Raw genomic sequence first — 23,236 nt, 5'->3', positions numbered from 1 at the left:
TAGCAACGGACGCCTATTCAGGACTGCATTGAGTTTTCGAGACCGATGCGAGGACGCGTTGAGCTCCCCGTTCGGCTGCGGCGATCACGGGAGCGATCCCCACGCCCCCATAGGCGTTGGTGACCAGCTCAATATTCGGAAGCTGGCTAATCGCTGAATCGATCGCGGCAGCTTTGCGCAAATGGCCCACTTCATATTGCGGCATGGCCTTGTTCCACCGAATGACTTTTATGAATGCCGCGAAATCATGCACACTCTTGGAGACATCGAGTCCGATGATATCGCCGAGTTCGTTGGCAACGATTTCGACAATGGCCTCATCACTCTGTTCGAGGACTTGGGGATGCAACGCCCCGCCGGCGAACGCGCGGATGATGACATGATCGTGCGGCGCCCGACCGCAAAACTTCTCACTGGCAAAACTTCCCGCCAAGATCGTGCGTTGTTCGCTCGGTGGGACAACAAAGCCAAAGGTTTTCGGCATTCTCGCGATCGCTTGGCGGGGGACTGCCATCACGACGATCGCTGTCGATGCGTAACCAATGCCACCAAGCTCAGAAACAACGGTGTCGATGGCTTGAAGGTGTGACTCGGCGGCCGCCGTGGTGCGCAGCGTCGCGAGCAATTGAGCGGAGACAGGCGCCGGCGAGGCTAGGACAACGCGGTCGAACGACTCACCGCCTGGGCCTAATTCCGTCCCGTTGGCGGTGGTCGCCAGCGACTCGACAGGGCTGTTTAAGCGGATATTGTCGCTGCCAATGCCGCTGGCAAGTGCTTGGATCAATTCGATCATGCCCCCCGGGAAGGCGCGAAACTGCTCGTACCGTGCTCCACTGCTGGTGCGTTCGGTTGCATCCTCACCCGATCGCTTGCGCCGGAGGGTGGCTCGAGCAAGCGAACCATCACGTGCCTCCATGTCCCACAGGGGTTTCATCGTGGCGGCCATGCTGAGCCGATCGATATCGGCAGTGTAGATACCAGCGACCAACGGCGCGACAATGTTCTGCAGGCATTCGCGGCCCAAACGACGGGCGACAAAGGAACCAACACTCTCGTCCTCAAGCGATGGATCACGAGGTCGAACGAAGCGTTCAGCGAGCAGTCGCAGTTTGCCCCGTGGCGAAAGTAAAGGCGTCGACACCATCGACATCATCTTGGTGGCGCGCATCAACACGAACCCGTCTGGGATCGGAATCAATCGATCACCGCGGGCAATCATCGCGCCCCGGCCTACCTGTTGGGGCCGGAGGAGCCCATCTGCCACACCAAGTCGCTGACACAACTCGATCGCGGCGGGCGGGTTGGTCGCGAACATGTCCGCGCCATGATCGACAACAAACTCTCCTCCGTCACGTCCAACAATGCGCTCGGTTTGGATCACACCGCCAATCCGACTGGAAGCTTCGAAAAGCGTGATTTCCAGTGGCAGTCGGTGACAATTCGCCAACAGCCGCAGGTGCACCCCAGTGGCCAGCCCCGACAATCCGCCGCCGACGATTGCGATTCGAATGGGAGCCATGCTAGTGCTCAGTGATAGAAACACAGATACGCAGTCGGCTCGCTCACTCGAACCTGGAATTTCTTATTGGCGGCAACCTTAAACTCTTGGCCGGTCGAGAAGTCCTCGAAGGAGTCCTGACCAGGCAACTGCACCGACAGCGTTCCCGAAACAACTTTCATCAGTTCGTTTTCGCTAGTACCAAATTCGTATTCGCCCGCTGCCATCACGCCTGATGTAACACGGCCTTCGCTATTTTCAAAGCCAATCGATTTGACATTTCCATCGAAATATTCGTTGACGTTCATAGGTGCTTTCCTGGGAGATTTTAAAGTCGAGCGTGCATCAAAGTGATAAAGAGGAACGAGGTTAATAAAATCACTCCTCGATCCGACCGGATCTTATCCGATCCACAGCGAAAACCGAACAGGACGACCTCCCTCGGGAGGGGATCCCACAGAGCCGGCACGGAAACAATTGACGTTGTCGTGGGAGCGGAGGATTTTGTAGCGTCGACAGGCTACGGGCTGTTCCATGGGCTCGCATTCTGTTTTTGTCGCGACATCATTCGCAAGGTCCCCTCATGCACGCGATCCAATTTCGCCATCGATCTCGACGCTTGTTCTGTTCGCTTTTTGGCCTCCGCCGGCGAAAGGCAATCGGTTTAGGACATCGTTTAGGGGCCATTTCTATCCTCGCGGGAGGTGCGATCGCGACGCTGTCAGGATGTCAGTATGGAGGACTCTCGACGCCTTTGGCCAGGCACCGAGCGTTAGATAACTCGCCACCGTCGATTCACGGCCCATCCATGGCAGGGCCTGCCCAAGCGCAGGCCGCCAATAAACTGGGCGGAAACCAGGGCGAAATCAAGAGTTCTGCTTCGCAGGTCCAAGTTACCAGCGAAAATGCCGTTCCCGAAACGAAGATTGAGCCCGTCGAACAACGGCTCGCCACTACCCGACAAGTTGCTCACCGCACCACCACTTCTCCTCCGCCGGCGGACACTCGCAGAACGATGAGTGAACTCGCTGGGTACACCGCCCCGCCACCATCGCAAACAGCACCGGTCGCAGACGCGAATCAACATTCACACCACACTCGGTCAGCTGCTCCAGAAATCGCGCAGGTTTCCGCCAGTATGCCGATCGAACCGGAAGCACCTGCCCCGTCGCTCGACCTGCCCCAGAACTACAGCGGGGTCGATATCAGCGATCTGATCAACGCCCTGCAGGGTGTACCGCCAGAAATTCAGAAAGCTGCAGTGACCAAGCTGATTGCTAGCGCACACCGCCGGGCCCGCGAGACGGACCAGCCTTGGTCAATCGACGATGCCTTGGCAGCCGCGTTTGATGAACTACCCGATCTGCCGACGGTGGTCCCCGACCGAGATGTCAAACCGGCACGCATCGGCATCTCTCAGCCCGCTGCGAATGCGAACATCGCCACCGCTCTCGCCGGAACCGAGAGAACCGCCGTTGCCAACGCAGTAGCGCAACCATCGCTCGCTGGGCAACCTGCCATTCAACAAGCATCTCTAAGCACGACCGATGAACCTGCCCTTGGCACTCTATCAGACATCTCTATTCGTGAGATGCGAGCACCTGATGCCGTCGACCACGATCCTCAGAGAATGACATTCAGCGACCAAGAGGAATCGCCCGCCAGCGTATCGATGTCGTTGAGCGATTCGCCGCCAGTTACGAAGTCAGAGAGCACGTCGGTAGCTTCCAGCGGCGTCTCCACACTCAGTGATGCCGAATTGTTCGACGCTCTCGTCGCCCGCTTGCAGCAGGACGTTCCCGCCGAGAGTGATGCCGACCGGCATCGCCGTCAGGTCGTCGCCCGCCATCTGATGGTCTTGTCGGGCGACCCCGACCGTGCCGTCGACCATTTGGAAGGTCTGTCGGAGGAAGAAGCGCAGTACCTGCGTCACCAATTGCTCGGACTATGGAAGATTGTCGATCCCAAGGGACATCCAGTGCCCTCGCATCGGTTCAGTTCTGCCCTCCCAGAAATTCGCAAAGCGACTGGGTATTTGGCCGCTGCTAGCGATTCGCTCGAAGTTCGCGGACTCGAATTCTGTACGGAAATCGAAGCTTACGGCCAAATCAAACCGTTCCCCAATCGACGCTTTGCCGCCGGACAGGAAGTGATCCTGTACTGCGAAATCGATAACTTTGTTGCGAACTCCGTCGACGGTGGATTTGAAACGCGTTTGCGGGGTAGCTACGACCTACTCGATGCGGATGGCCAGCGAATCGCTAGTCAAACGCTACCTGAGGATCACCAAATCTCCAAGAACCACCTGCGAGATTACTTCATCGCGTACCAAATGTATCTTCCCGATGCCATCGACCCCGGCCGCTATCAACTGCGTTTGACAATGGAAGATATCCACGGCAAAAAATACGGCCAAGCCACCGTTGAGTTTGAGATCAAACGCTAGACGCGGCGAATCGTACTTGGTGAGCGTGACAGCAGACTTTCGTGACGACCGGTGCTTGTTCTTCAAGCACATGGGAGATGAGTGATGCCCCGTCTGGAGAACGCCTGTGCCTTTCGGGAGACCAGGGCTCTGTTAGAATCGGGGACGACGATTACTTTGTCAAATCGTCACTATTCTATTCTTTCTCCGCCGCCTTAGAACGTCACTGACCGCATGGCCAAATCGCGACCCGCATCGAAACCAGACGATCAATTGATGTTCAGTGGGTTTGAGACGCAGGATCCACCATCGAGCGCGGCCCCAGCCCGCCGAGCTGCCAGGAGTGCGGAGCCGAAGTCGACGCCACCGAGTCATCCAAACGTGCCGCCCCTACAACCGGCGGGCGTCACCCTCGCAGATGATTCACCGCAAGGCTCCCGGGTACGCGAGGATGCCGCCGCGCGTCAGCAGCGGCACGATGCGGTGGGCATTGCGTCCGAGTCGCTACCTGAGATTTTGCGACGGGCGATCGCGCCGTCCCTTGACGAGCCTGTACCCGATCTCTCTGGGCAACTCGTCGTGATCATCGATTCGCATTCGCTGATCTATCAGGTTTTCCATGCCTTGCCGCCCATGACCAGTACGGGTGGATTGCCCGTTGCAGCAGTCTACGGATTCGTCGGGGATATGTTGGAGCTGATTGCCCGCAAGAATCCTGACTACCTCATTGCAGCGTTCGACAGAGGCGCGATCACGTTCCGCAATGACCTCTATCCCGAATACAAGGCCCATCGGGAGTCGATGCCCGACGAATTGCGGCAACAGATCCCTCTGATCCGTCAAATTGTCGACGCGATGGGGATTGGGATTATGGAACAAGCGGGTTTTGAAGCCGATGATCTGCTCGCTACGGTCGCGGCCAAGGTACAAGCAGCCGGTGGTGATTGTCTCGTCGTGACCAGCGACAAGGATTGTCGTCAACTCATCACACCGCACACCCAGATTTACAATCTTAGAAAAGACGAACTGATCGATGCGGCGAGGTTATGGGAGCTGTGGGGAATTCGCCCTGACCAGGTCGTCGACTACCAGTCGCTCGTGGGTGATCCCGTCGATAACGTGCCTGGGATCTCTTTGATCGGTCCCAAGCTCGCTCAGAGTCTCCTTGAGCAGTACGATACGCTCGAAGGTATTCTCGACAACGCCGACAAAATGACGGGTAAGAAACGCAAGCAGAACCTGATGGAAGGACGTGAGCAAGCAATGCTCAGCCGTTCATTAGTGGCGCTCCGCAAAGACGTCGATTCACCCATCCCATGGAGTCGCTCGGTCCGGGCGGCCGCCGACTTGCCCCGGGTGGACGCGCTCTTGCAGGAGTTCGGTTTCCGCCGACTTCGCACTCGCGCAGCCGAACTGCTCGGCGGTATCGCCAACGGCTCGGACGCCAGTGAACCGAGCGAAGCAGAGTGGGCGACGGACTATCGAACGATCACGAGTGAAGCCGAGCTGCGGGATCTCGCCAACCTGTTGGAGGGAAAACAGCAGATCGCGATCGATACTGAAACGACCAGCACACATGCCCGCGGATGTGATTTAGTCGGCATCTCCATCGCCTGGGACGTCGGCGCAGCAGCGTACATTCCGATTCGCGCCCCGCTCGGTGATGTCACGCTCGACGAGACGTTGGTCATCGAGACCCTACGTCCAGTGCTGGAGTCGGACAAGATCGAAAAGGTCGGTCACAACATTAAGTTCGATGCGATTGTCCTGCGGTCGGCTGCCGGAAAGGCGTCGACAAGCAACGGTACCATGCACCCTCACTCAGGCCACCCTATTTCAGGTGTGGTGCTGGGCGGTATTCGTACCGACACCATGATCGCCGATTACCTGCTCAATCCAGGTCGCCGCAATCACACACTCGACGATCTTTCACGACGACGACTTGATCATACGACGACGCCGATCAAGGACTTAATCGGGACAGGCAAGAAGCAAATCCGGATGGACCAGGTACCAGTCGATGTCGTCGCGCCGTACGCCTGCGAAGATGTCGACGTGCCACTGCGTATCTCCGAAATTTCGCATCATGAGCTCGCCGAACGAGGGCTCGAAGAACTCTATCAGACCTTAGAGATACCGCTGGTCGAGGTGCTGATCGAGATGGAAACCAACGGCATCCGAGTGGATGCGGAGACACTCGCTGAAATGAGTGGTCGGTTCGAGGCGGAGATCGCCGACTTGCAGACGATCGTGTTTGCCGCCGCTGGGCATTCATTTAATCTTGATAGCCCGAAACAGCTCGCAGGGGTGTTGTTTGATGAACTCGGGCTGCCAGTCATCAAGAAGACCAAAACCGGCATCAGTACCGATGCAGACGTGTTATCGCAACTCGCCGTCAATCATGACATCGCCCGCCATCTGCTGCAGTACCGCCAAGCGACCAAGCTCAAAAACACATACATCGACACGTTGCCGCAGTTGATTTGTGAAAAGACAGGCCGGGTTCATACATCCTATCGACAAGACGTCGCAGCGACGGGAAGGCTCAGCAGCAGCGAACCGAACCTACAGAACATTCCCATACGGACGGAACAGGGCAAAGCGATCCGTGGTGCGTTCACGGCGAGCGAACCAGGCTGGGTGCTGCTCGGGGCGGATTATTCGCAGATCGAACTCCGCGTGCTGGCGCATTACAGTGGCGATGAGGCCTTGCTGCAGGCCTATCGTGACGACGCCGATATCCACACCCGCGTGGCGGCCGAGGTCAATGGTATCTCCGAAGCGGATGTGACCAGTGAACTGCGGCGAATCGCAAAAACGATCAACTTTGGCATCGTCTATGGACAGAGTCCGTTCGGCTTGGCAAAGACACTCAGCATTCCCAAGGAGGAAGCACGCGACTATATCGAGCAGTATTTCCAAAGATATTCAGGGGTCGAACAGTTCATGATGGAAACGCTCGCTCGCTGTCGCAGTGAAGGTTACGTATCGACGATGTTGGGCCGTCGACGCGAATTGCAAGGCGTCCGAGATCTGTCGAAGCTGCCTCCCGAAAAACGCCGCAGCCTCACCGAGGTCGAACGAATTGCTATCAACATGCCAATTCAGGGGACTGCCGCAGACCTGATTAAACTCGCGATGCTGCGGGTTCATGATCAGTTGAAACAGAGTCCGTTGAAAGCCCGATTACTACTGCAGATCCACGATGAATTATTATTGGAGACACCCGCCGACGAGGTCGAGGCGCTCACCGAACTGGTTGTCGAAGCCATGACGAGTGTGATGGAGCTCGATGTGCCGTTGAAAGTCGACGTGGCCTCAGGACCGACGTGGGCAGATTGCTGAGTAGACGAGTCTCACCGAGGCTCGATTGGTCATCACACGATCATTCACCTCTCCCGAACTCGATTCGGTCTCTCGGCGAGACCCTACTACTCAGCTGGAATGCGGACGCAGCGGTCGGCGAGTACTATTGCTTCGGCCGATTGGTGGGTGACATGAAGAGTGGTGACGTGAGTTTCTGCTTTGATCGAGAGCAGCAACGCTAACATTTCCTCGCGAGTTTGTTCATCGAGTGCACTGAGTGGTTCGTCGAGGAGTAAGACCGTTGGTTCGAACGCGAGTGCACGCCCCAAAGCGACTCGCTGCGCCTCACCACCACTGAGGCCTTGTACATTGCGATCGAGCAGATGCGTGATCCCTAACATCGCGGCTGTTTTTAATTTCCGATCTGCTATCTGTTTGGCTGCCACACGTCGAATTCGTAATGCGAACTCGAGATGCTCAGCCACATTCATCGTTGGAAACAAGGCTAGATCTTGTGGCACGTAACCAACCTGTCGGTCGCCTGGCAAAAAATTCGTCACGTCCGTGCCTGCGATCCATATTGAACCAGCAACGGGGCGACGCAAGCCACAGATCGTCTCCATGATGGAGGTTTTTCCGCATCCTGTCTTGCCCATCAAGACGACATATTCCCGTGGTCGAACCTCGAGCGAAAAATTTCGCAACGAGAACTCACCCGCCTCGATGGTGATATCCAACAACCGAATCATTGAGAGCGGACTCCTGGGGACGCCGCCACGCCGAGTCGCAACGTACCTAATCCGCGGAGGGTGAGCAGTACCGCTATTGCGATCAACACCATCAGCAAAGAAACCGCCACTGCGGCATCCAAATCGCCAACACTGAATTCAAGCCAAACCGACGTTGACAATACCTCTGTCCGCATCCGAGTGGCACCGGCGAAGACGAGAATGGGGCCGAACTCGCCGAGTGCCCGCGCCCACGCAATGGTCAATGCTGCGATGATTCCCCGTCCTGCTTGCGGCAACGCAACTTGAGTAAAGGCTTGCATGCGGGTGCATCCGAGCGTGCGGGCGACATCTTCGCTGCGTGGACTGATTTGCTCAAAGGTCACACCCATCGTGCGAACCGCGAAAGCGCATGCGACCGTAAATTGAGCCAGTACGATGGCCGGCCAGCGATAAGTGACGGGGAATCCCACGTCCTCACGCAGCCACGATTCGAGTTCCCAGTCCGAGCCACCCATCGGAAGGTGAAACAGGATCAACAGGCTCAGTCCGAGTACCACGGGCGGTAGCACCATCGGAATATCGACCAACGTATCGATCACGACACGCCCAGGGAACTGGAAGCGAGACAGCAGATAGGCGAGCGGGATAGCGACGATAACAGCCAGGATCGCCGATACCGTGCAGGACAGGACCGTCAGTCGAATCGAGGCTTGGATCTCTGGCTTGGCAAGTGCGTTTCGAAAGTCTGCTAATGATGTAAACGCTAGATCAGCCGCGAGCAACAATCCGATCAGCAACACAAAGCATGATGCAATCCCGCCCATCACCAGAAAAAAAGGAACGTCGCTACGGCGATGGATCGGTGGCATGAAATGCTATTGCTCGAAGGTCTCACAGTGACACACTGCTAATCTACTATTGCCGCAAGATCTGAACCGCGTCGACGACGACATAACCGTCTGTGTCCGCATTGTTAATTTCGATCGTGGCATCGCCGGTTGGAAAACTAAATTTCCCAATTGCCTCAAACGCACCTCGACCAGGCTTCTTTTGCTGGTTCACTTTCACCTCGTGAGATTCGTCACCCGCTCGAATGATCACGGGCACGTTGGTCGCTCGGTTGGGGTTGGACGTGTACGCAACGAGCACCTCATATACGCCGGCATTGTCGATCGTGAATGGGAACAGGATGTATTGATGGCCTTTGGCTGTATCACTGTCATGCCGATACCCCGTACCTATGAAGGGGCCGAGCGACACACTGGCAGCTTCAAACCCAACTCGTTTGGCCACGTCATCATCGACAACGATTCCATCGAGCGTTTTCGGATCGACTGCCGATGCCGATCGATGGACTGGCCCCGTCCAAGTTAACACTTGGTTGTCGGCAAGCAATTGGGCGCGTAGCGTTTCATAGCTGATGGCTTGTACCGAGACGTTTGCTTCGATGGCCTGCATCGCGGCTGTCGCGGCAGATTGGCCGAGGACCATAAAGACGGGTTCCATGCGGATCGAACCAAATGCAATGTGCGAGGCACTCAAGCAGACGGGGACCAAGAGGTTCTCGCATTGGTCGGCACGGGGTGTGATTGAACCGTACGAGATTGGATAAGGCGAAAAACCACCAACCTGTACGTCGCCTTCGTTGCGGGCGTGTCCGTCCGCATCGACGTAGCGCTGTACGTTGTGTGAATCCATCGTGTAAGCGGCCAGACCAATCGGGTCCGCAGCGACCTGACGCCCTTGGCAGTGATGCTGCGTCATGACCGTGACACCCAACATTCGCCGCGCCTCGCGAACGTAGAGCTGTTGCTGCCAGCCGTCCTCTCGCTCAAATTCATCCCGACAGGTGCCCCAACGCGAGACTTCTTTGCGGATGTGGGCTGGCACACGAGGATGATTCGCAAGTGTCCACATCAACCCTTGTTGATAGTGGCGGTGTCGCTGAGCGATGGCTTCTCGCTCGGTGTAGTCTGCTTCGGGATACTCGTAGTTCTGACCGATGAAATCAGTTGAGAAGCCGCGGCTATTATTGGTGTCGGTCTTGCGATTAGGCATGCTCGAATTGATCCAAGGCAAGGCCTTTTCACCCGCTTCGAAGTTGCGCAGCAGGAGTTCGTAGACGAGTGGATCGTACCCATCGGGCTTTGCAAATGCGATCCGATTTTCCGGGTGGTCGGTCAAACACATGCGGTAACAATATGCCTGCACTCGTCGATCGCTGGCCCCTTCTTCACCGGGGCCCTGTGGATCGATACCAGGTAGCAGGCCACTTGATGGGTCACCGGACACGACATAAGCATCGACGCTTGGCATGAATTGATGTGACCTTGCATGCCGGGTCTCGACGCCATTCAAAGTCTCGTTGTACTGCGAATTGCTTTCCCGACCCACCGTGTAGCTCACGCCAGCGGCAGCCATCAAGTCGCCTTCGTAGGTAGCGTCAATGAACGCCCGCCCTCGATACGTGCGGCCGTTATCCATCGTGATCGCCGTGATCTGTTTGTTCGTCAGTGTCACGCCAGCGGTGCTGCGGGAAGAATTGGCATTGTGGGTGCGCACCAGCCGTTGCTCCAACAAGACGGAGATCTCGTACTCGCGCACCAGGTCTTGCATGATCGTAAGGGCCGCTGATGGCTCGAACGTCCACATTGCTTCTTCTGCATTACCGGTGCGAGTTTGGCCGCCGTCCCGGTAGGCGTCACGCCGCTGCCAGTCCCAGTGATCAGGCTGCCGGTAATACTCCTGCACACGCTGATAAAAATCTCGAGCAATGCCGCCAATCGCAGCTTTGTTGCCGATGTCGGTTTGTCCGAGTCCACCTGTCGTCAGTCCGCCGATTCGTCGGCTCGGCTCAAGAACAATTACCGATCCTCCCATCCGTTTGACTTGGACTGCTGCTGCAATCCCTGCGGACGTGCCACCGTACACGACGACGTCATAGGTCGTCTCGCCCGCAGTCCTCGCGACCGAGCACAGCGTCGACGCGCAACACATCGCAAATATCGTGAGAGTCCGGACGGTGGGGGCACAGCGCATGTTGTTTACTCTTTTAGCTTTGTAAAATTCGGATCATTAACGTAGTCGAATCTCCCCACGACTGTTGTTGAAAAGCGCCAACCTCCGAGCATTTTACGAACACCTGTCGGATCAGCGGTTTTCAGTCGACCGCATACCCATCGGGACCGGAGGACGCAGAAATAGCGAAATCCGGACCACACGGTGCCGCGTGTTACCGGATCGCTAGTTCACTGCTGATCAGTACAGTCGAGACAGTGCAATTGTGAGCCGACTCGAAGGAGCAACCGTCCCGCTGCGAACGCCGGCGTCGCACCCACTCGACCACTCAGATTTACTTCGCTGAGGTCGCTTTTGCGGTCACTGGCGGTCGTCACGTGCGCCTTGCCTTCGAGAGAGACTAGCAGTAGTTGTTCACCGACGATGATCGGTGATGCACCAAAATTGCCTCCAATTCGTTGGCTCCATAGCAATCGTCCGTCATCGGCAGTATCAAAACAACTGGCGATTCCATTGTCAGAGACGGTGAAGATCAGACTATTTTTGACAGCGGGGGTGGGCACGTAGCCCGCACCACGTGAGATACGAAAAACCTCTTCGGGCGAATCACCTACGTGTTGAGGGATGCGCACCGCCGACATGTAGTTGCCCCCTCCGCCGCTGCCGCAACTTGCGATCGCAAGATCGCCCACGATCAGCGGCGACGAGCAACATCGTTTGTTAAATACAGGTAACGACCACAACAGGGCTCCGGTTGTTAAGTCGAGTCCGAACATCCCATTCCCCTTATTGGCAGCAATCAGTTGGGGCGGCCCGGCGGGACCTGGACCGGCGGCGGGGCGAAAGACGGACGGGACACCGTAGCATGGACGGGTCGCTGTCAGCGGCGTGCTCCACAGGTCTTTTCCCGTGGCGATATCGAATGACATCATGTGGCTCTGACCCGCAATTTGCCCGCGTTCCAGTTCATCGACTTGTTGCGAGTTGAACAAAATCACTTGCGATCCCGAAACCATGGGACTGGTTCCAAACCCGTGGACTCCCGTCCAGGGGCCAAGTTGACGATTCCACAGTGGTACTCCTGCGAGCGTGTAGGCGTACAGATAGGCTCCTTGAGCATCCCCGTAGGCAAAAAAGACACGGTCGCCCGCGATGGCGGGAGTTGTCGAGGCGGGGGAATTGCGCGAATGCCGTTTGCGGTCAACAAACGGATGACTGTGTCGCCACTTCACTTGCCCAGTCGCTACATCGACGGCGACAAAATCGATCGTACCCGCCGAGGTGCTGCCATTCGACCTCGACCGTTCCACTTTGGCGTCGAGCAGAAATACCGTGTTCTCAGTGGCGACGAGAGAGCCGACGTCGGTGCCACCGAGGTTTAACGACCAAACGTAGTCATCCTCGGTCCATGTTGTCGGCAGCCGACCACCGCCAGCATTTCCGTAGCCCATCGCTCCGTGAAAACGCGGCCATGGAATTCCATCGACTGGATCGGACGCTGATGAGTCAAAACTCGCGGGTGATTCGGCGTGTGCCGGAGTATTGCTACAAGCGATGAGCCCTATCAGCAGACAGGACCAATGGATGATCAGAGATTCGGAAGCGATCCAGCGACGCATGTTGTTGGACTCATGAGAAAAAGGGCGGGAAACTTTCGGCCTCCATACCGGTCCTGGCCATGGTAATGGGCTGCAGGACGCTAGCGGGCTTTCGGTCCGGGTTGATTCGAGGGAGCAGTTTTAAGGCGAATGCCGCACCCGGCGAGGCTGGCTAGCGGACGAGTGCGTCGTTCGGCAGACTTCATTGCGATGAGGCCGGTGCGAAGGGGGCCCGGCATGATTATACGCCAATTCAGAATTCAATTGGTGACGAGTCCGCAAATTGGCTTTGCTCCGTCACAACCAGTTGATCGGCTGGCGCGCTTACTGGCCATCCGAGCGCCCATTGCAAATTGAACTGGGCTTGGTTGAAGTCAATGACCGCTCGCAGATACGCACGCCGCGCAGATTCCAATGCTTGGACGGACTGCAAGACTTCGATCGGTAACCCTTCACCATCGCGAATTCGCTCGGAGTTGGCGTCGTAGGAAGCCTGGGCGGTGTGAATTGCGTGTTGCGTGATGGCAATCTGTTGACGGCGGAATTCAATCTGGCTAAACGCCTCAGAAACCTCCATCGCCACCCGATCCATGATTTGCAGTTTTTCGAACTGGGCCTGCTGGACTCGGGCCGAGGATTCACGGCGTGCGGCGTGCTCCCCAAAACCGAGATTGCGCACCTCCCAGGTCACGACGGCATTGTAGTCATACCTGCCAGCAACACTGGAGAGGTCGTTACCGAGCCCACCGCCAAAGCCGCCGGTGCTGTAACCGAGCAAGACGCTGGGCACGAAAGGCGCATACTTTTCGCGTTTGAACGCCTCGCAGGCCGCAGCGACAAGCGCCTGCGACTCCTTTAACTCGGGGCGCATCGACAGGCCGGTGCTAATCAGCGAGGACTTGTCCGCCCCGGCTTCGACCAAATCCAGTGGAATGGCGTTGACGTCCAGCGGCATGATTTGGCTGTTCGCATTGATACTGAGAGCTTGAGCGAGGCGGGCCGAAGCGATTTCGATTCGCTCACGTGAGGCGATCCAGCGGTTCTCGATCAGGTTCAGCTCAGTCCGCATGCGGTCCGCATCCGCCTGCAACCCCTCACCAGCTTCGGCGAAGTCAGCCGTGATTTTGGCGAGCTCTGCAGCCCGTCCGCGAGACTCGGCGAGAATGTGTGAATCCTGATGCGCGTCAAGTAACTCGATGTAGGCCAGTGCCACTCGTAACAACTGCTCGTTGAGCACGGCGCTGGCCGCATGTCCGCGGGCCCATGCCGATTTCTCTGCGATTTCGGGCTGGAAGATGGCGTCGGCCAAGTGAAACTGGGCCACCAAGCCTGGACGCTGCGTGGTGCCGGCGCCGACAGCGCCCGCGCCCAGTCCGTATTGGAATGAATTGCGATTGACGTCCACAATTTGACCGTCGACGGCTTGATAGTTCCCGTCGTGGCGGTAAAAGCTAAAACCACTTTGAATCGAGGGTAGCCACAAAACATTCGCGCGGTCGAGTTGGGCGTATGCCTCACGCACGCGCCATTGAGCAAATCCGACCACAGGGTGCTGGCCCCCAACCATCGCGAGAGCTGATGGCAGGTTCAGATCGATGAGGTTCGGTTGCGAGAACGTCGACTGCTCGATAGAGGATGGTGCCTGTACGGCAGTGGCTCCGATGCCGTCAGTCATCGGCAACGGGGCCACATCGTCAATGGGAATGCCCACGACACGATCGCCCGCATGTTCCTGACTAGGCGATTGCTCCGTAGCAACCGCGACCACCTGCATCGCCTCATCGTGGACAACTGGCTGGATACTGCCCGCCTGGCTGGAGATGGTTGACGATTCGATTACTGGGGAGCCCGTAGAATCGGCACCCTCGGGACTCTCGGCTCGATCGATCGCGATCGATTCTGTCGGTATTATCGATTGTAGGGCCAGCGAGGGGCCGCTGGCGCATCCCACCACGCTCGCCAGACTCGCCGCAGGGATGAGGCCACGCGTGATCGCCATGCATAATCTAAATGGGAAGCGGGGCATCCTGCCCTCCTTTGTTGCGGTTTCCGTACCGTTAGAGACATCGCTCCGAACGCGATGGTCGCACGGGAAAAGCATCGGCAATCGAAGGGGGCGATAGTGACGGATGCACGTATAAGAATGGCAACTTCTCACTTGCGGGCTATCGAGATCGCCGGTTGCACTGACTAGACTACGTGATCCGAATGGTGAATTTCTTTCGCCGGGAAGACGCATGACGATTGTGCCGACTGCGCACGTGGACAGTTGTCTGAATCGCCCGCGCGCATCCACCGTCTGCGCTGAGTATTTGCAAGGTAAGAAACGAAATGAATGTTGTACAAAAAATCGCCAAGCCCGCTGCGGTGTGCCTGTTCGGAGCATTTTGGCTGCTCGCGATCGGATGCACTTCCGAACATGCGGTGGTGGAAAAGTCCGCCGAACCGCGTGTGGTCCCCGTGAAAACGGTCGCCGTGACCGCAACCGAAGTTCAGCGGACCACCCGGCAGCCAGCGACAGTTCATGCATACTATCGGGCTGAACTGCGAGCAAAAGCATCGGGATTTGTGAAGACGCTCTACGCTGATATCGGCGATTACGTCGAAGCCGGGGCGAAACTGGCGGAAGTCGATGTGCCGGACTTGATCAAACAACGGCAGAGCGTTGAAAAGCAGGTTCTCAGATTGGAGGCCGAAGAGAGACGATCGCGCGCGGGAATCCAATTAGCAGAAGCGCAGGTACGCTCCGCAAACGCGATGTTTTCCGAAGCGAAGTCGCAGATGGCCAGCGTGGAGGCGTCCTTGGCGGGATCCCAGGCGGAGTTCGACCGCACTGAAGATCTGGTTCAGCGCGGTTCGCTGCAGAACCGGATGCTTGACGAAGCACGGATGAAACGCGACACCGAATCGGCCCGCAAGGAGGCTGTCACGTCGTCGATCAATTCGGCCGAGGCCGATGTTGCGGTCGCTGAAGCGCATCTGGAATCCGCTCGTGCACACCTTGATGCTGCCGAAGCTGAAACGGAAACCATCCGCTCACAGTTGGAGGAGGTTGACGTGCAGATCGCGTACGCGACCATCCAAGCTCCCTTTGCTGGCATCGTTACAGCACGAAATATTGAGCCGGGCGATCTGGTCCGCCAATCGAATGAGGTCGGAAATGGCAAACCGCTCTTTGTGATCAGTCAAGTCGACAAGCTTCGCGTTCGAATCCCGGTCCCTGAGTCAGACGCACCCCTGGTGAGCCCAGGTGATGAAGTGACGCTGACATTCCCCTCCTTCGCGTCGGAGGCACCCCTTGTAGCTGTGATCACCCGGCGCAGCGGCAGCTTGGACCCGAGTACCCGGACGATGTTGGTCGAGGTGGAACTCGAGAATAAGGATGGCAAACTATTGCCAGGGATGTTTGGTCAGGCATCAATCAACCTGTCGACGAAGATTGCCGCCAATACGTTGCCCTCGCAAGCGATTCGGTTTGACGAGCACGGCAATGGCTACGTCTACATTGTCGGCGACGATGACACCGTCCTGCGCTCCGATGTGACCATGGGGGCCGACAACGGGAAGTCAATTGAAGTGCTCTCGGGTGTCCACTCAGGGCAACGGGTGGTGGGATCGCACCTCAAACGATTCACCGATGGCCAGAAAGTCAAGCCGCTTTAGTTGAAAGCGGGAGGGGGAGACAGCGAGACGGCGTTTCGCTCTCCCCAACTCTCTGTTCGTCACCACCGACAGTTCCCTCTGGCCTTCTCTCCCCTTTCCTCGTCCCCTCTCCTCCAAGATTGCTTACTTTCGATGGGCTTAATTAACTTCTCACTCAGAAATCGCTTTGCGGTTCTGGCGGGCGTTATCGCATTGTGCGTGCTGGGTGCGACGGTCATCCCGGGCATCACGATTGACATTCTGCCGGATTTCAAGAAACCGGTGGTCGTCAGTTTTTTCTCCTACCCCGGCCTGCCCACGCTGGACATGGAAAAATCGGTGGCTTCTCGCGTCGAACGCGCCCTCACCTTGGCTGGAAAGATCGAACACCAGGAGTCACGTGTCGTTCCAGGGGCGGCCGTCATCAAAGTGTTCTTCCAGGCTGGTGCCGACGCGAGTTCGGCGATGAACGATATCGTCAATCTCGAAGCCAGTGACATGTTTCACTTGCCTCCTGGTATCGAATATCCCTTCACGCTACGCAGCGAGCCCGCCAATTTGCCCGTCGTGCTGGCTGCGATTTCCGGCGACGGCCTCAGTGAATCGGAACTCTACTCAATCGGCTACTACGCTGTACGCAACAAGATGGGTGGTCTGCAGGGGGTCCAAATTCCGCACCCCTTCGGTGGCAAGTTCCGGCAGATGATGGTGTATGTCGATCCCGACAAGTTGCGGGCCTACCACGTCAGTGCTACCGACGTCGTCGAGGCGATGCAGGCCTCAAATTTAGTGCTCGCGGGTGGCACCGCGTCGATCGGAGGGACCGACTACCAAATCCATCCACGAAACACGTTGCCCGACATCGAGGATATCGAAGCGATTCCCATCGCGGTGCGGGATGAGCGTCCCATCTTTATCCGCGATGTCGGCCGCGTTGTCGACGATGCGGCACTGCAATACAACATTGTCCGGGTCAATGGAAACCGCAGCGTTTACTGCCCTTTGCTGCGTGAACCGGGCGAAAACACCATCGCGGTCGTCGATCGAATCTACGAAGGCATTGACCGAGAGATTCCGCTGATGAAGGAGCGGGGCGACATCCCGGAAGCCACCGAGGTCACGCTGGTTTCCGACCAGTCCAGTTACATTCGCAAAGCGATGTCCAATCTGTTGACGCAGGTGGGCTTGGGCGCGGTGCTCGTTGCCGTCGTGGTGTTCATCTTCCTGCGTAGCATCGTCCCGACCATCATCATCGTGTCGACCATCCTGTTGTCGATTTTAATCGGTGCACTGGGGTTTGCATTCTCAGGGCAGACTATCAACGTAATGACGTTAGGTGGCATCGCGTTGGCAATCGGGACGGTTGTCGATGCCGGTATCGTGGTGGTCGAGAATATCATTCGTCACGCGCGAATGGGAAAGTCGCCGATGGACGCCGCTCGGGACGGCACGCAGGAGGTGTCTGGCGCCATTCTCGCGGGCACCGCAACAACACTAGCGGTGTTCTTACCTGCAGTGTTCCTAACGGGGATGATCAAGTATCTGTTTCTGCCTCTGTCATTGGCGGCCACGCTCACGATCGCCGCTTCCTACTTACTCGCACTGACCGTGGTACCAGCCTATTGCGCCACGTTTGTACGTGAAAAAATCCGCAAGAAGTCCTCCGCAAGCCTCGCGTCGGACGATCGACGCGCCGAATCGCAACCCCGCGGACTCTACGGTCGGATGCTCCACGGAGCGATGGCTGCACCGGCAATCAGCGTGTTGGTCATCGTGGTGGCTGTGGGCGCGACATTCGTGCTCCTCCCGCGAATCGGGACCGAGTTGTTCCCCAGTGTCGACGCAGGGTCATTCGAACTGCGCCTGAAAACGCTGCCGGGGACCGCGCTACTCGACACTGAGAAGTTGGTAGCCCGGATTGAAGAGACTATAAAACAAGTTATCCCCGAGGAGCAAATCGATGCCATCATCTCGAATATCGGACTACCTGTGGGTAAGGGGGCAGGCTTTTCGACGGTGTTGAGTTCTAACGCGGGGCCCGACACCGCGTACGTGATCGTCAACTTAAAACAGGAAGGCCGCAGCGTTAGCACACAGAGCTACGTCGAAAACTTGCGGGAGGTGTTGTCCCAAGACTATCCGCTGGAAGAGTTTATGTTTGTCTCTGGCGGAATCGTCAACATGGCGCTCAACGAAGGGGTGCCGACACCGATCAGTGTGCAGGTTTCGGCTGGCTCGTTGCAACAATGCCGTGACGCCGCCGAACGAATCGTCGATGCGGTGCGCCCCATCGCAGGGACGAGAGATGTGCAAATTGCTCAATCTCTCGAGTATCCGCAGTTCGACGTGCAAGTTGATCGAACGCGTGCCAAATATCTGGGATTGGATCAAGAAGAAGTTGCCAAGACGGTATTAACGGCCCTTGGATCGAGCGTCGGCTATGACCCCACGATTTGGATCGATCCCAAGACGGGAGTCGACTTCTTCATGGGGGTTCAGTACGAGTCCAATGAGTTTCAGTCGCTCGATGAGGTTCGCAATATTCCACTGTCACTCACCACTGACGACGGCCCGGTAACGATTCCACTGTCGAATATTGCGACAGTCAGTCGCGTTACCATTCCTGGTGAGATTGCTCACTACAATATCTCTCGCGTTAACGATGTGCACGTCAACATCGCCGGCCGTGATCTGGGCAGTGTCGCCGCGGATATCGAAACGACGCTCGCCGAAATGGAGTTTGAAAACGGTGTTGCGGTAACGCTGCGTGGTCCCATTGAAAAGATGCGATCGGGGATGAGTATGTTGGGTGTCGGATTGGCCGTCGCCACGCTACTTGTTTACCTGGTCTTGATGGCGCAGTTCCGATCGTTCATCGACCCGCTGATCATCATGCTCGCAGTCCCCTTAGGCATTGGTGGTGTGTTGGTCGTCCTGTATCTCACGGACACCTACATCAACATCCAATCACTGATGGGCACACTGATGATGATCGGCGTCGTAGTAAATAACTCGATTCTGCTGGTGGAGTTTGCGAACCAGGGTCGTGCCGACGGATGCTCGCCGTCGCAGGCCGCGTTGTCAGCGGCTCAGATTCGTCTGCGTCCAATTCTCATGACGTCGTTGACGTTGGTGGCATCGATGCTGCCGCTATCGTTCCAGCTTGCCCCTGGCAACGAAGCCATGATCCCGCTGGCCCGTGCTCTACTGGGAGGCATGGTCGTGTCCACTGTCCTCACGCTTGTGCTCGTCCCGTGTGTCTACTCCCTGGTTCACCGAGAGCAGGCCGCATAAATCGGCGGGGCAATTCGTAGCTGATTTGTCACTGCCTGAACGCCCCCCCCCAGCGTGTCGCCGCGCCGTGAGATTCAACCGCCCCGAGTTCAGCGCGTGCAAACAGCCCCGTCAATTCGCGGGGCTCTCGAGTTGACACCGACGGGTTACTCCTGGGCGGAGGACTCATCGTGTCCGAATCTTGGGCTGAAAACTAAGCCGACTCTGCAGCAGGCTTGCGATTTCGCTTGCGTCGAAGATTCCAGGCACCGATGCCAAACAACATACCGAGAGCCAAAGTGGAGGAAGGCTCTGGTACTGCGGTACCGAAGAAAGCAAAGTTATCCCCTCGAGCCGTCCCGCCCACGGCGGTTGCGTTGAGCCCGATCGATATGATGTCCCCAGGCTTCAGGAGAAAGCCGTTCAGGTTGACTACATAATCGAGATAGTTGGTACCGACGCCGTAATCAATTTGGTTATTAACAATCAGCGGGTTAGCCAACGCTTCGTTAACATCTTCGCCCGACTGAGTATTGTAACCAGCATAGCCGGCGGACACACTGACGTTGGCGGAGGAAGTCGACCCGTCTGCACCGAAGTACGTGAGCACGAAATCTTCCATATTGACGATGGCGCCGGCTGTGGAAACATCACCCACAAACGCGTCGAAAACAAACGAGTCTAACCGGTAAGTGGTAGACGTACTGTTCTCGATTTGGACATCCGTTCCGTTGAAACTGCGGATTCGCCCATCCGCAGTAGAGTCTGCCCCGCCAATCGTGTTGGGGGGCGTCGGTGCGTTGGTGGCATAGCCGGGGGCCAAACGGAGGCCAGCGGGATTGGTTGCCTCAAAAACGTACGGGCCGTTGACCGTACCTGGGCTATTGGCAGCGATGGGGGTTTGGTTGGTCATCGCTCCGCCCGAAGCAGGCGTCCAAGCCCCCGCAGGGCCGGGATACGCCAACGATCCATCGGGACCATACCAATTATCGGTACTGCCCCCAGTGTCTGTACTGCCGGTATTGTAGGTAATGGACGAGGTCGCTGCAAAAACTCCTTCGTCGGCGCCAGCCTTCGTGTAACCCACCCCGACCTGGGTAACCAGATCGAATTGATGGAACCCTGCTAGCAGTTCCGCTGATGCGGAGCGCGGAATAAGGCTGGCGCAAGCGGCCAAACTCAGGATGGTAAGGTGACGAATTTTCATAGTAGTACTCTCTAAGGTTATGCCCAGCGTTTGACAGCCAACGCCACTCAGCGGGCGGGCGACATGCCGCTCGAAGTACCAACTTACATTCACTAACAAAAAAGGTCAGGAAAAATATCGGTTTTTTTCGTGCGTTTCGCGACCGCATTCAGTCCATTTATGCGAACTAATGTGAAGCACTAGTCGCTTGCTGGGAATGGGTAAACCCGGTGGCGGTAGTCGGACCGCCCATGACCGGATTCGTATGGCAGAATGCCATCCTTAGAGAGATTTAGCGTTTCTTCCGTTGCCGTCCAACGACGCCTAATCCAAGCATCACGGCAAACACGAACGCTGTCCTGGGCTCCGGAACTGCCCGGCCAATAATGGCAAAATTGTCGCCGCGAGCCACGCCATTGCCGACGACGTTGAAGCCGATCGAAAAGGACTCGCCGGGGTTCAGGATGAATCCCCCCAGTTCAACGACGTAATCCATGTAATCTGTGCCCACGCCGTAGTCGACGCGGTTGTTAATTAACATGGGGTTACTCAATGGCTGATTGACAGCTTCTCCGGTTTGCATATTGTCGCCAGCAAAACCCTGAGACACTTTGACGTTGAATGAGGGAAGCGAGCCATCGTTCCGGAAGATGCTCACTGGAAACTTTGTGAAAGCAGCCTTCTGGGAGTTATTCGAGACGTCCCCTAAGAAAGAATCGAACAGCAGTCTATCGATGAGATAGGGTGTGTCCGAGCTATTGGTGAGGTAGATATCCGTGCCGTTGAGATTGCGAATCCGCCCGTCCGCTGTGCTGACTGCACCCGTGGAAGTGGTATTGGCAGGTGTGGGGGCATTGGCGGCATAGGATGCGTTCTGCCTCGCATTCCCACCTGACGCTTCGTACAGATACGGTCCATTGGAAACATCGGTAACCAGATCAAAAGGTGTTTGATTCGTCTTGAATCCGAATTTAGAAGCGCTGTCGGCCCCGTAATAATTGTCGGTACTTCCCCCGGTGCTCGTACTACCGCCGTTATAGGTAATCGTCGAACTGGCCGCGAAGACACCCTCATCCGCAGGGTTTCGCGTGACACTTTTGCCGCGCGCAAAATCACCAAACTTGTGGAAACCAACCAGCAAAGTACCCGCCGATGCCGTATGACTTAGGAAGCTGAAGCAAGTAACTAAACTTAGAGTTGCGATAAGTCGCATATACATAGAAGGATCTTTGTCGGCTGGCCCTCGTAGATAGACTCGGGCTACCTCGGAGGAGAGTGGGAACGTCTTTTAGGTACAATAGATGTCGTTGACGAAGAGTCAAAAACTGGATCACTCGCACTGCAGACCCGACCGACAAACATCGACCAAACGATGTTCACTGACACGTATTTAGGTGTACGAAGCCAGAGCGGAAGTACCGTAGCGTTCCAGAAAATGGCGGTTGTGCCGCGACGATTGGTAGAACGCATGAGATGAAGGTTTCGGTGGTTTTTTCGCGAACTGCAGCGGGTGAGGTTACTTGTCCTCCCTCCTGGCAGCAGTCTGGAGCCGTATCTTCCCTTACAGTGGTGTCATTCCAGGACTGTCGCGATTGAACGACCGATTTACTCGTGCTGAAACAATGCTGATATAACCTTGGACCACTCGCTGCGAATGACTTCCACACGTTCCTAAGCTCCCTCGCTGACATGCAAAAAACGACATCGGTTTCAACCGCGACTGCCGCACTGCCACCACTGCGGGTGAAGGGACGGCTCGGCAAATACCGACTTGACCGCCGCATCGGCCAGGGTGGGTTCGCAGACGTCTATGCGGCGACCGACACGTTACTGTCAATCAAGGTCGCGCTCAAAATACCGAACGCCCAGTGGGTCTCAGACGAATTAATTGCGGCTTTTCGGCGTGAAGCGAAGATGACGATGGGATTCGAACACCCGCACATTCTGCCCATTCGCGACGCCAGTTTTATCGATGGGCGATTCATCATCGTGACCCCCCTGGCCAGCCGCACACTCGACGATCGACTCAAAAATCGAATGAGTTTTGAGACCGCGTTCGAGTTCACCTCGCAACTCCTCGATGCGGTCGCCTACGCACACCAGCACGGCGTGATTCACTGTGATATCAAACCTGAGAATGTGATGCTCTTCGAAGATGATTGGTTGCGACTGGGGGATTTTGGGATCGCAAAAGTCGCCCAAAAAACAATTAGCGGGTCAGGGACTGGGACACTTGGATACATGGCCCCCGAACAGGCGATGGGCAAGCCATCCAAGCGAAGTGATGTGTTTTCGTTGGGTTTGGTCGCTTATCGGATGCTGTCTGGAAAGTGGCCGGAATACCCATTTGAATGGCCATTTCCAGGTGCCACGGCGATGCGACGCCGTGTGCATGCCGATGTCGTCGCCATTATCCGTAAATCAGTTGCGATCCGCCCCCGTGACCGTTTCGTCGACGCAGAAAAAATGGCGGCTGCTTGGGAAAAATCTCGTTTAAAAGCCAGCCGATTTGCGAAACGTAGCCGTAAGACGGCGTAGACTTAGATGATGATGCCTGAC

At 56.7% G+C, this 23,236-nt stretch carries 14 protein-coding genes; 5 read left to right on the top strand and 9 right to left on the bottom strand.

The annotated features are described in order from the left end of the window. Positions 1–13: 13 nt before the first annotated feature. Positions 14–1,519: a protoporphyrinogen oxidase gene (hemG, locus tag Poly21_RS18295; RefSeq protein ID WP_302119506.1), complete on the bottom strand. Its 1,506-nt coding sequence runs from the start codon at positions 1,517–1,519 to the stop codon at positions 14–16. 8 nt (positions 1,520–1,527) lie between these two features. After that, positions 1,528–1,806: a pyrimidine/purine nucleoside phosphorylase gene (ppnP, locus tag Poly21_RS18290; RefSeq protein WP_146408308.1), complete on the bottom strand. Its 279-nt coding sequence runs from the start codon at positions 1,804–1,806 to the stop codon at positions 1,528–1,530. A 275-nt stretch (positions 1,807–2,081) separates the two neighbouring features. Here ppnP and Poly21_RS18285 point away from each other — a divergent pair, with 275 nt between their 5' ends. Together Poly21_RS18285 and polA are read left to right on the top strand one after the other, a co-directional pair. Continuing rightward, the gene (locus Poly21_RS18285; RefSeq protein WP_302119504.1) at positions 2,082–3,944 is read left to right on the top strand and encodes an RAD23 family protein; all 1,863 of its coding nucleotides are present in this window, start codon (positions 2,082–2,084) and stop codon (positions 3,942–3,944) included. 213 nt (positions 3,945–4,157) lie between these two features. Further along, on the top strand, positions 4,158–7,268 hold the full coding sequence (gene polA / locus Poly21_RS18280; RefSeq protein ID WP_146408306.1) for a DNA polymerase I: 3,111 nt from the start codon (positions 4,158–4,160) through the stop codon (positions 7,266–7,268). A gap of 86 nt (positions 7,269–7,354) precedes the next feature. Here polA and Poly21_RS18275 read toward each other — a convergent pair whose 3' ends face one another. The 5 genes from Poly21_RS18275 to Poly21_RS18255 form a co-directional block, all read right to left on the bottom strand. After that, complete coding sequence (locus Poly21_RS18275; RefSeq protein WP_146408305.1) at positions 7,355–7,978, bottom strand: ABC transporter ATP-binding protein; 624 nt, start codon at positions 7,976–7,978, stop codon at positions 7,355–7,357. Further along, on the bottom strand, positions 7,975–8,829 hold the full coding sequence (locus tag Poly21_RS18270; protein WP_146408304.1) for an ABC transporter permease: 855 nt from the start codon (positions 8,827–8,829) through the stop codon (positions 7,975–7,977). Before Poly21_RS18270 ends, Poly21_RS18275 begins: the two co-directional genes overlap by 4 nt. A gap of 46 nt (positions 8,830–8,875) precedes the next feature. Beyond that, positions 8,876–10,999 (bottom strand): FAD-dependent oxidoreductase, encoded by a 2,124-nt coding sequence (locus tag Poly21_RS18265; RefSeq protein WP_146408303.1) that lies wholly within the window; start codon positions 10,997–10,999, stop codon positions 8,876–8,878. 209 nt (positions 11,000–11,208) lie between these two features. Continuing rightward, positions 11,209–12,597: an outer membrane protein assembly factor BamB family protein gene (locus Poly21_RS18260; RefSeq protein ID WP_302119501.1), complete on the bottom strand. Its 1,389-nt coding sequence runs from the start codon at positions 12,595–12,597 to the stop codon at positions 11,209–11,211. A gap of 232 nt (positions 12,598–12,829) precedes the next feature. Beyond that, positions 12,830–14,575, bottom strand: coding sequence for a TolC family protein (locus Poly21_RS18255; RefSeq protein ID WP_302119498.1), 1,746 nt, complete (start codon positions 14,573–14,575; stop codon positions 12,830–12,832). 332 nt (positions 14,576–14,907) lie between these two features. Here Poly21_RS18255 and Poly21_RS18250 point away from each other — a divergent pair, with 332 nt between their 5' ends. Further along, a complete protein-coding gene (locus Poly21_RS18250) occupies positions 14,908–16,239 on the top strand; it encodes an efflux RND transporter periplasmic adaptor subunit (RefSeq protein WP_146408301.1) in 1,332 nt (443 codons plus the stop codon). Between the two features lie 132 nt (positions 16,240–16,371). Next, positions 16,372–19,512, top strand: a complete 3,141-nt coding sequence (locus tag Poly21_RS18245; protein ID WP_146408300.1) for an efflux RND transporter permease subunit — start codon at positions 16,372–16,374, stop codon at positions 19,510–19,512. A 193-nt stretch (positions 19,513–19,705) separates the two neighbouring features. Here Poly21_RS18245 and Poly21_RS18240 read toward each other — a convergent pair whose 3' ends face one another. Further along, complete coding sequence (locus Poly21_RS18240; protein ID WP_146408299.1) at positions 19,706–20,698, bottom strand: PEP-CTERM sorting domain-containing protein; 993 nt, start codon at positions 20,696–20,698, stop codon at positions 19,706–19,708. Between the two features lie 271 nt (positions 20,699–20,969). Further along, complete coding sequence (locus Poly21_RS18235) at positions 20,970–21,896, bottom strand: hypothetical protein (RefSeq protein WP_146408298.1); 927 nt, start codon at positions 21,894–21,896, stop codon at positions 20,970–20,972. A gap of 470 nt (positions 21,897–22,366) precedes the next feature. Here Poly21_RS18235 and Poly21_RS18230 point away from each other — a divergent pair, with 470 nt between their 5' ends. Further along, on the top strand, positions 22,367–23,215 hold the full coding sequence (locus Poly21_RS18230; protein WP_146408297.1) for a serine/threonine-protein kinase: 849 nt from the start codon (positions 22,367–22,369) through the stop codon (positions 23,213–23,215). Positions 23,216–23,236 lie beyond the last annotated feature (21 nt).

This window comes from Allorhodopirellula heiligendammensis (assembly GCF_007860105.1).
GTDB lineage: Bacteria > Planctomycetota > Planctomycetia > Pirellulales > Pirellulaceae > Rhodopirellula > Rhodopirellula heiligendammensis.
This window is presented reverse-complemented; position numbering and strand designations above follow the sequence as displayed.

What these genes read in the sequence shown, in the direction of transcription:
- Poly21_RS18270 (WP_146408304.1), bottom strand. Translation starts at nt 8,829, where the DNA reads ATGCCACCGATCCATCGCCGTAGCGACGTTCCTTTTTTTCTGGTGATG.
- Poly21_RS18265 (WP_146408303.1), bottom strand. Translation starts at nt 10,999, where the DNA reads ATGCGCTGTGCCCCCACCGTCCGGACTCTCACGATATTTGCGATGTGT.
- Poly21_RS18275 (WP_146408305.1), bottom strand. Translation starts at nt 7,978, where the DNA reads ATGATTCGGTTGTTGGATATCACCATCGAGGCGGGTGAGTTCTCGTTG.
- polA (WP_146408306.1), top strand. Translation starts at nt 4,158, where the DNA reads ATGGCCAAATCGCGACCCGCATCGAAACCAGACGATCAATTGATGTTC.
- Poly21_RS18250 (WP_146408301.1), top strand. Translation starts at nt 14,908, where the DNA reads ATGAATGTTGTACAAAAAATCGCCAAGCCCGCTGCGGTGTGCCTGTTC.
- Poly21_RS18245 (WP_146408300.1), top strand. Translation starts at nt 16,372, where the DNA reads ATGGGCTTAATTAACTTCTCACTCAGAAATCGCTTTGCGGTTCTGGCG.
- ppnP (WP_146408308.1), bottom strand. Translation starts at nt 1,806, where the DNA reads ATGAACGTCAACGAATATTTCGATGGAAATGTCAAATCGATTGGCTTT.
- Poly21_RS18230 (WP_146408297.1), top strand. Translation starts at nt 22,367, where the DNA reads ATGCAAAAAACGACATCGGTTTCAACCGCGACTGCCGCACTGCCACCA.
- Poly21_RS18255 (WP_302119498.1), bottom strand. Translation starts at nt 14,575, where the DNA reads ATGGCGATCACGCGTGGCCTCATCCCTGCGGCGAGTCTGGCGAGCGTG.
- Poly21_RS18240 (WP_146408299.1), bottom strand. Translation starts at nt 20,698, where the DNA reads ATGAAAATTCGTCACCTTACCATCCTGAGTTTGGCCGCTTGCGCCAGC.
- Poly21_RS18260 (WP_302119501.1), bottom strand. Translation starts at nt 12,597, where the DNA reads ATGCGTCGCTGGATCGCTTCCGAATCTCTGATCATCCATTGGTCCTGT.
- hemG (WP_302119506.1), bottom strand. Translation starts at nt 1,519, where the DNA reads ATGGCTCCCATTCGAATCGCAATCGTCGGCGGCGGATTGTCGGGGCTG.
- Poly21_RS18235 (WP_146408298.1), bottom strand. Translation starts at nt 21,896, where the DNA reads ATGTATATGCGACTTATCGCAACTCTAAGTTTAGTTACTTGCTTCAGC.
- Poly21_RS18285 (WP_302119504.1), top strand. Translation starts at nt 2,082, where the DNA reads ATGCACGCGATCCAATTTCGCCATCGATCTCGACGCTTGTTCTGTTCG.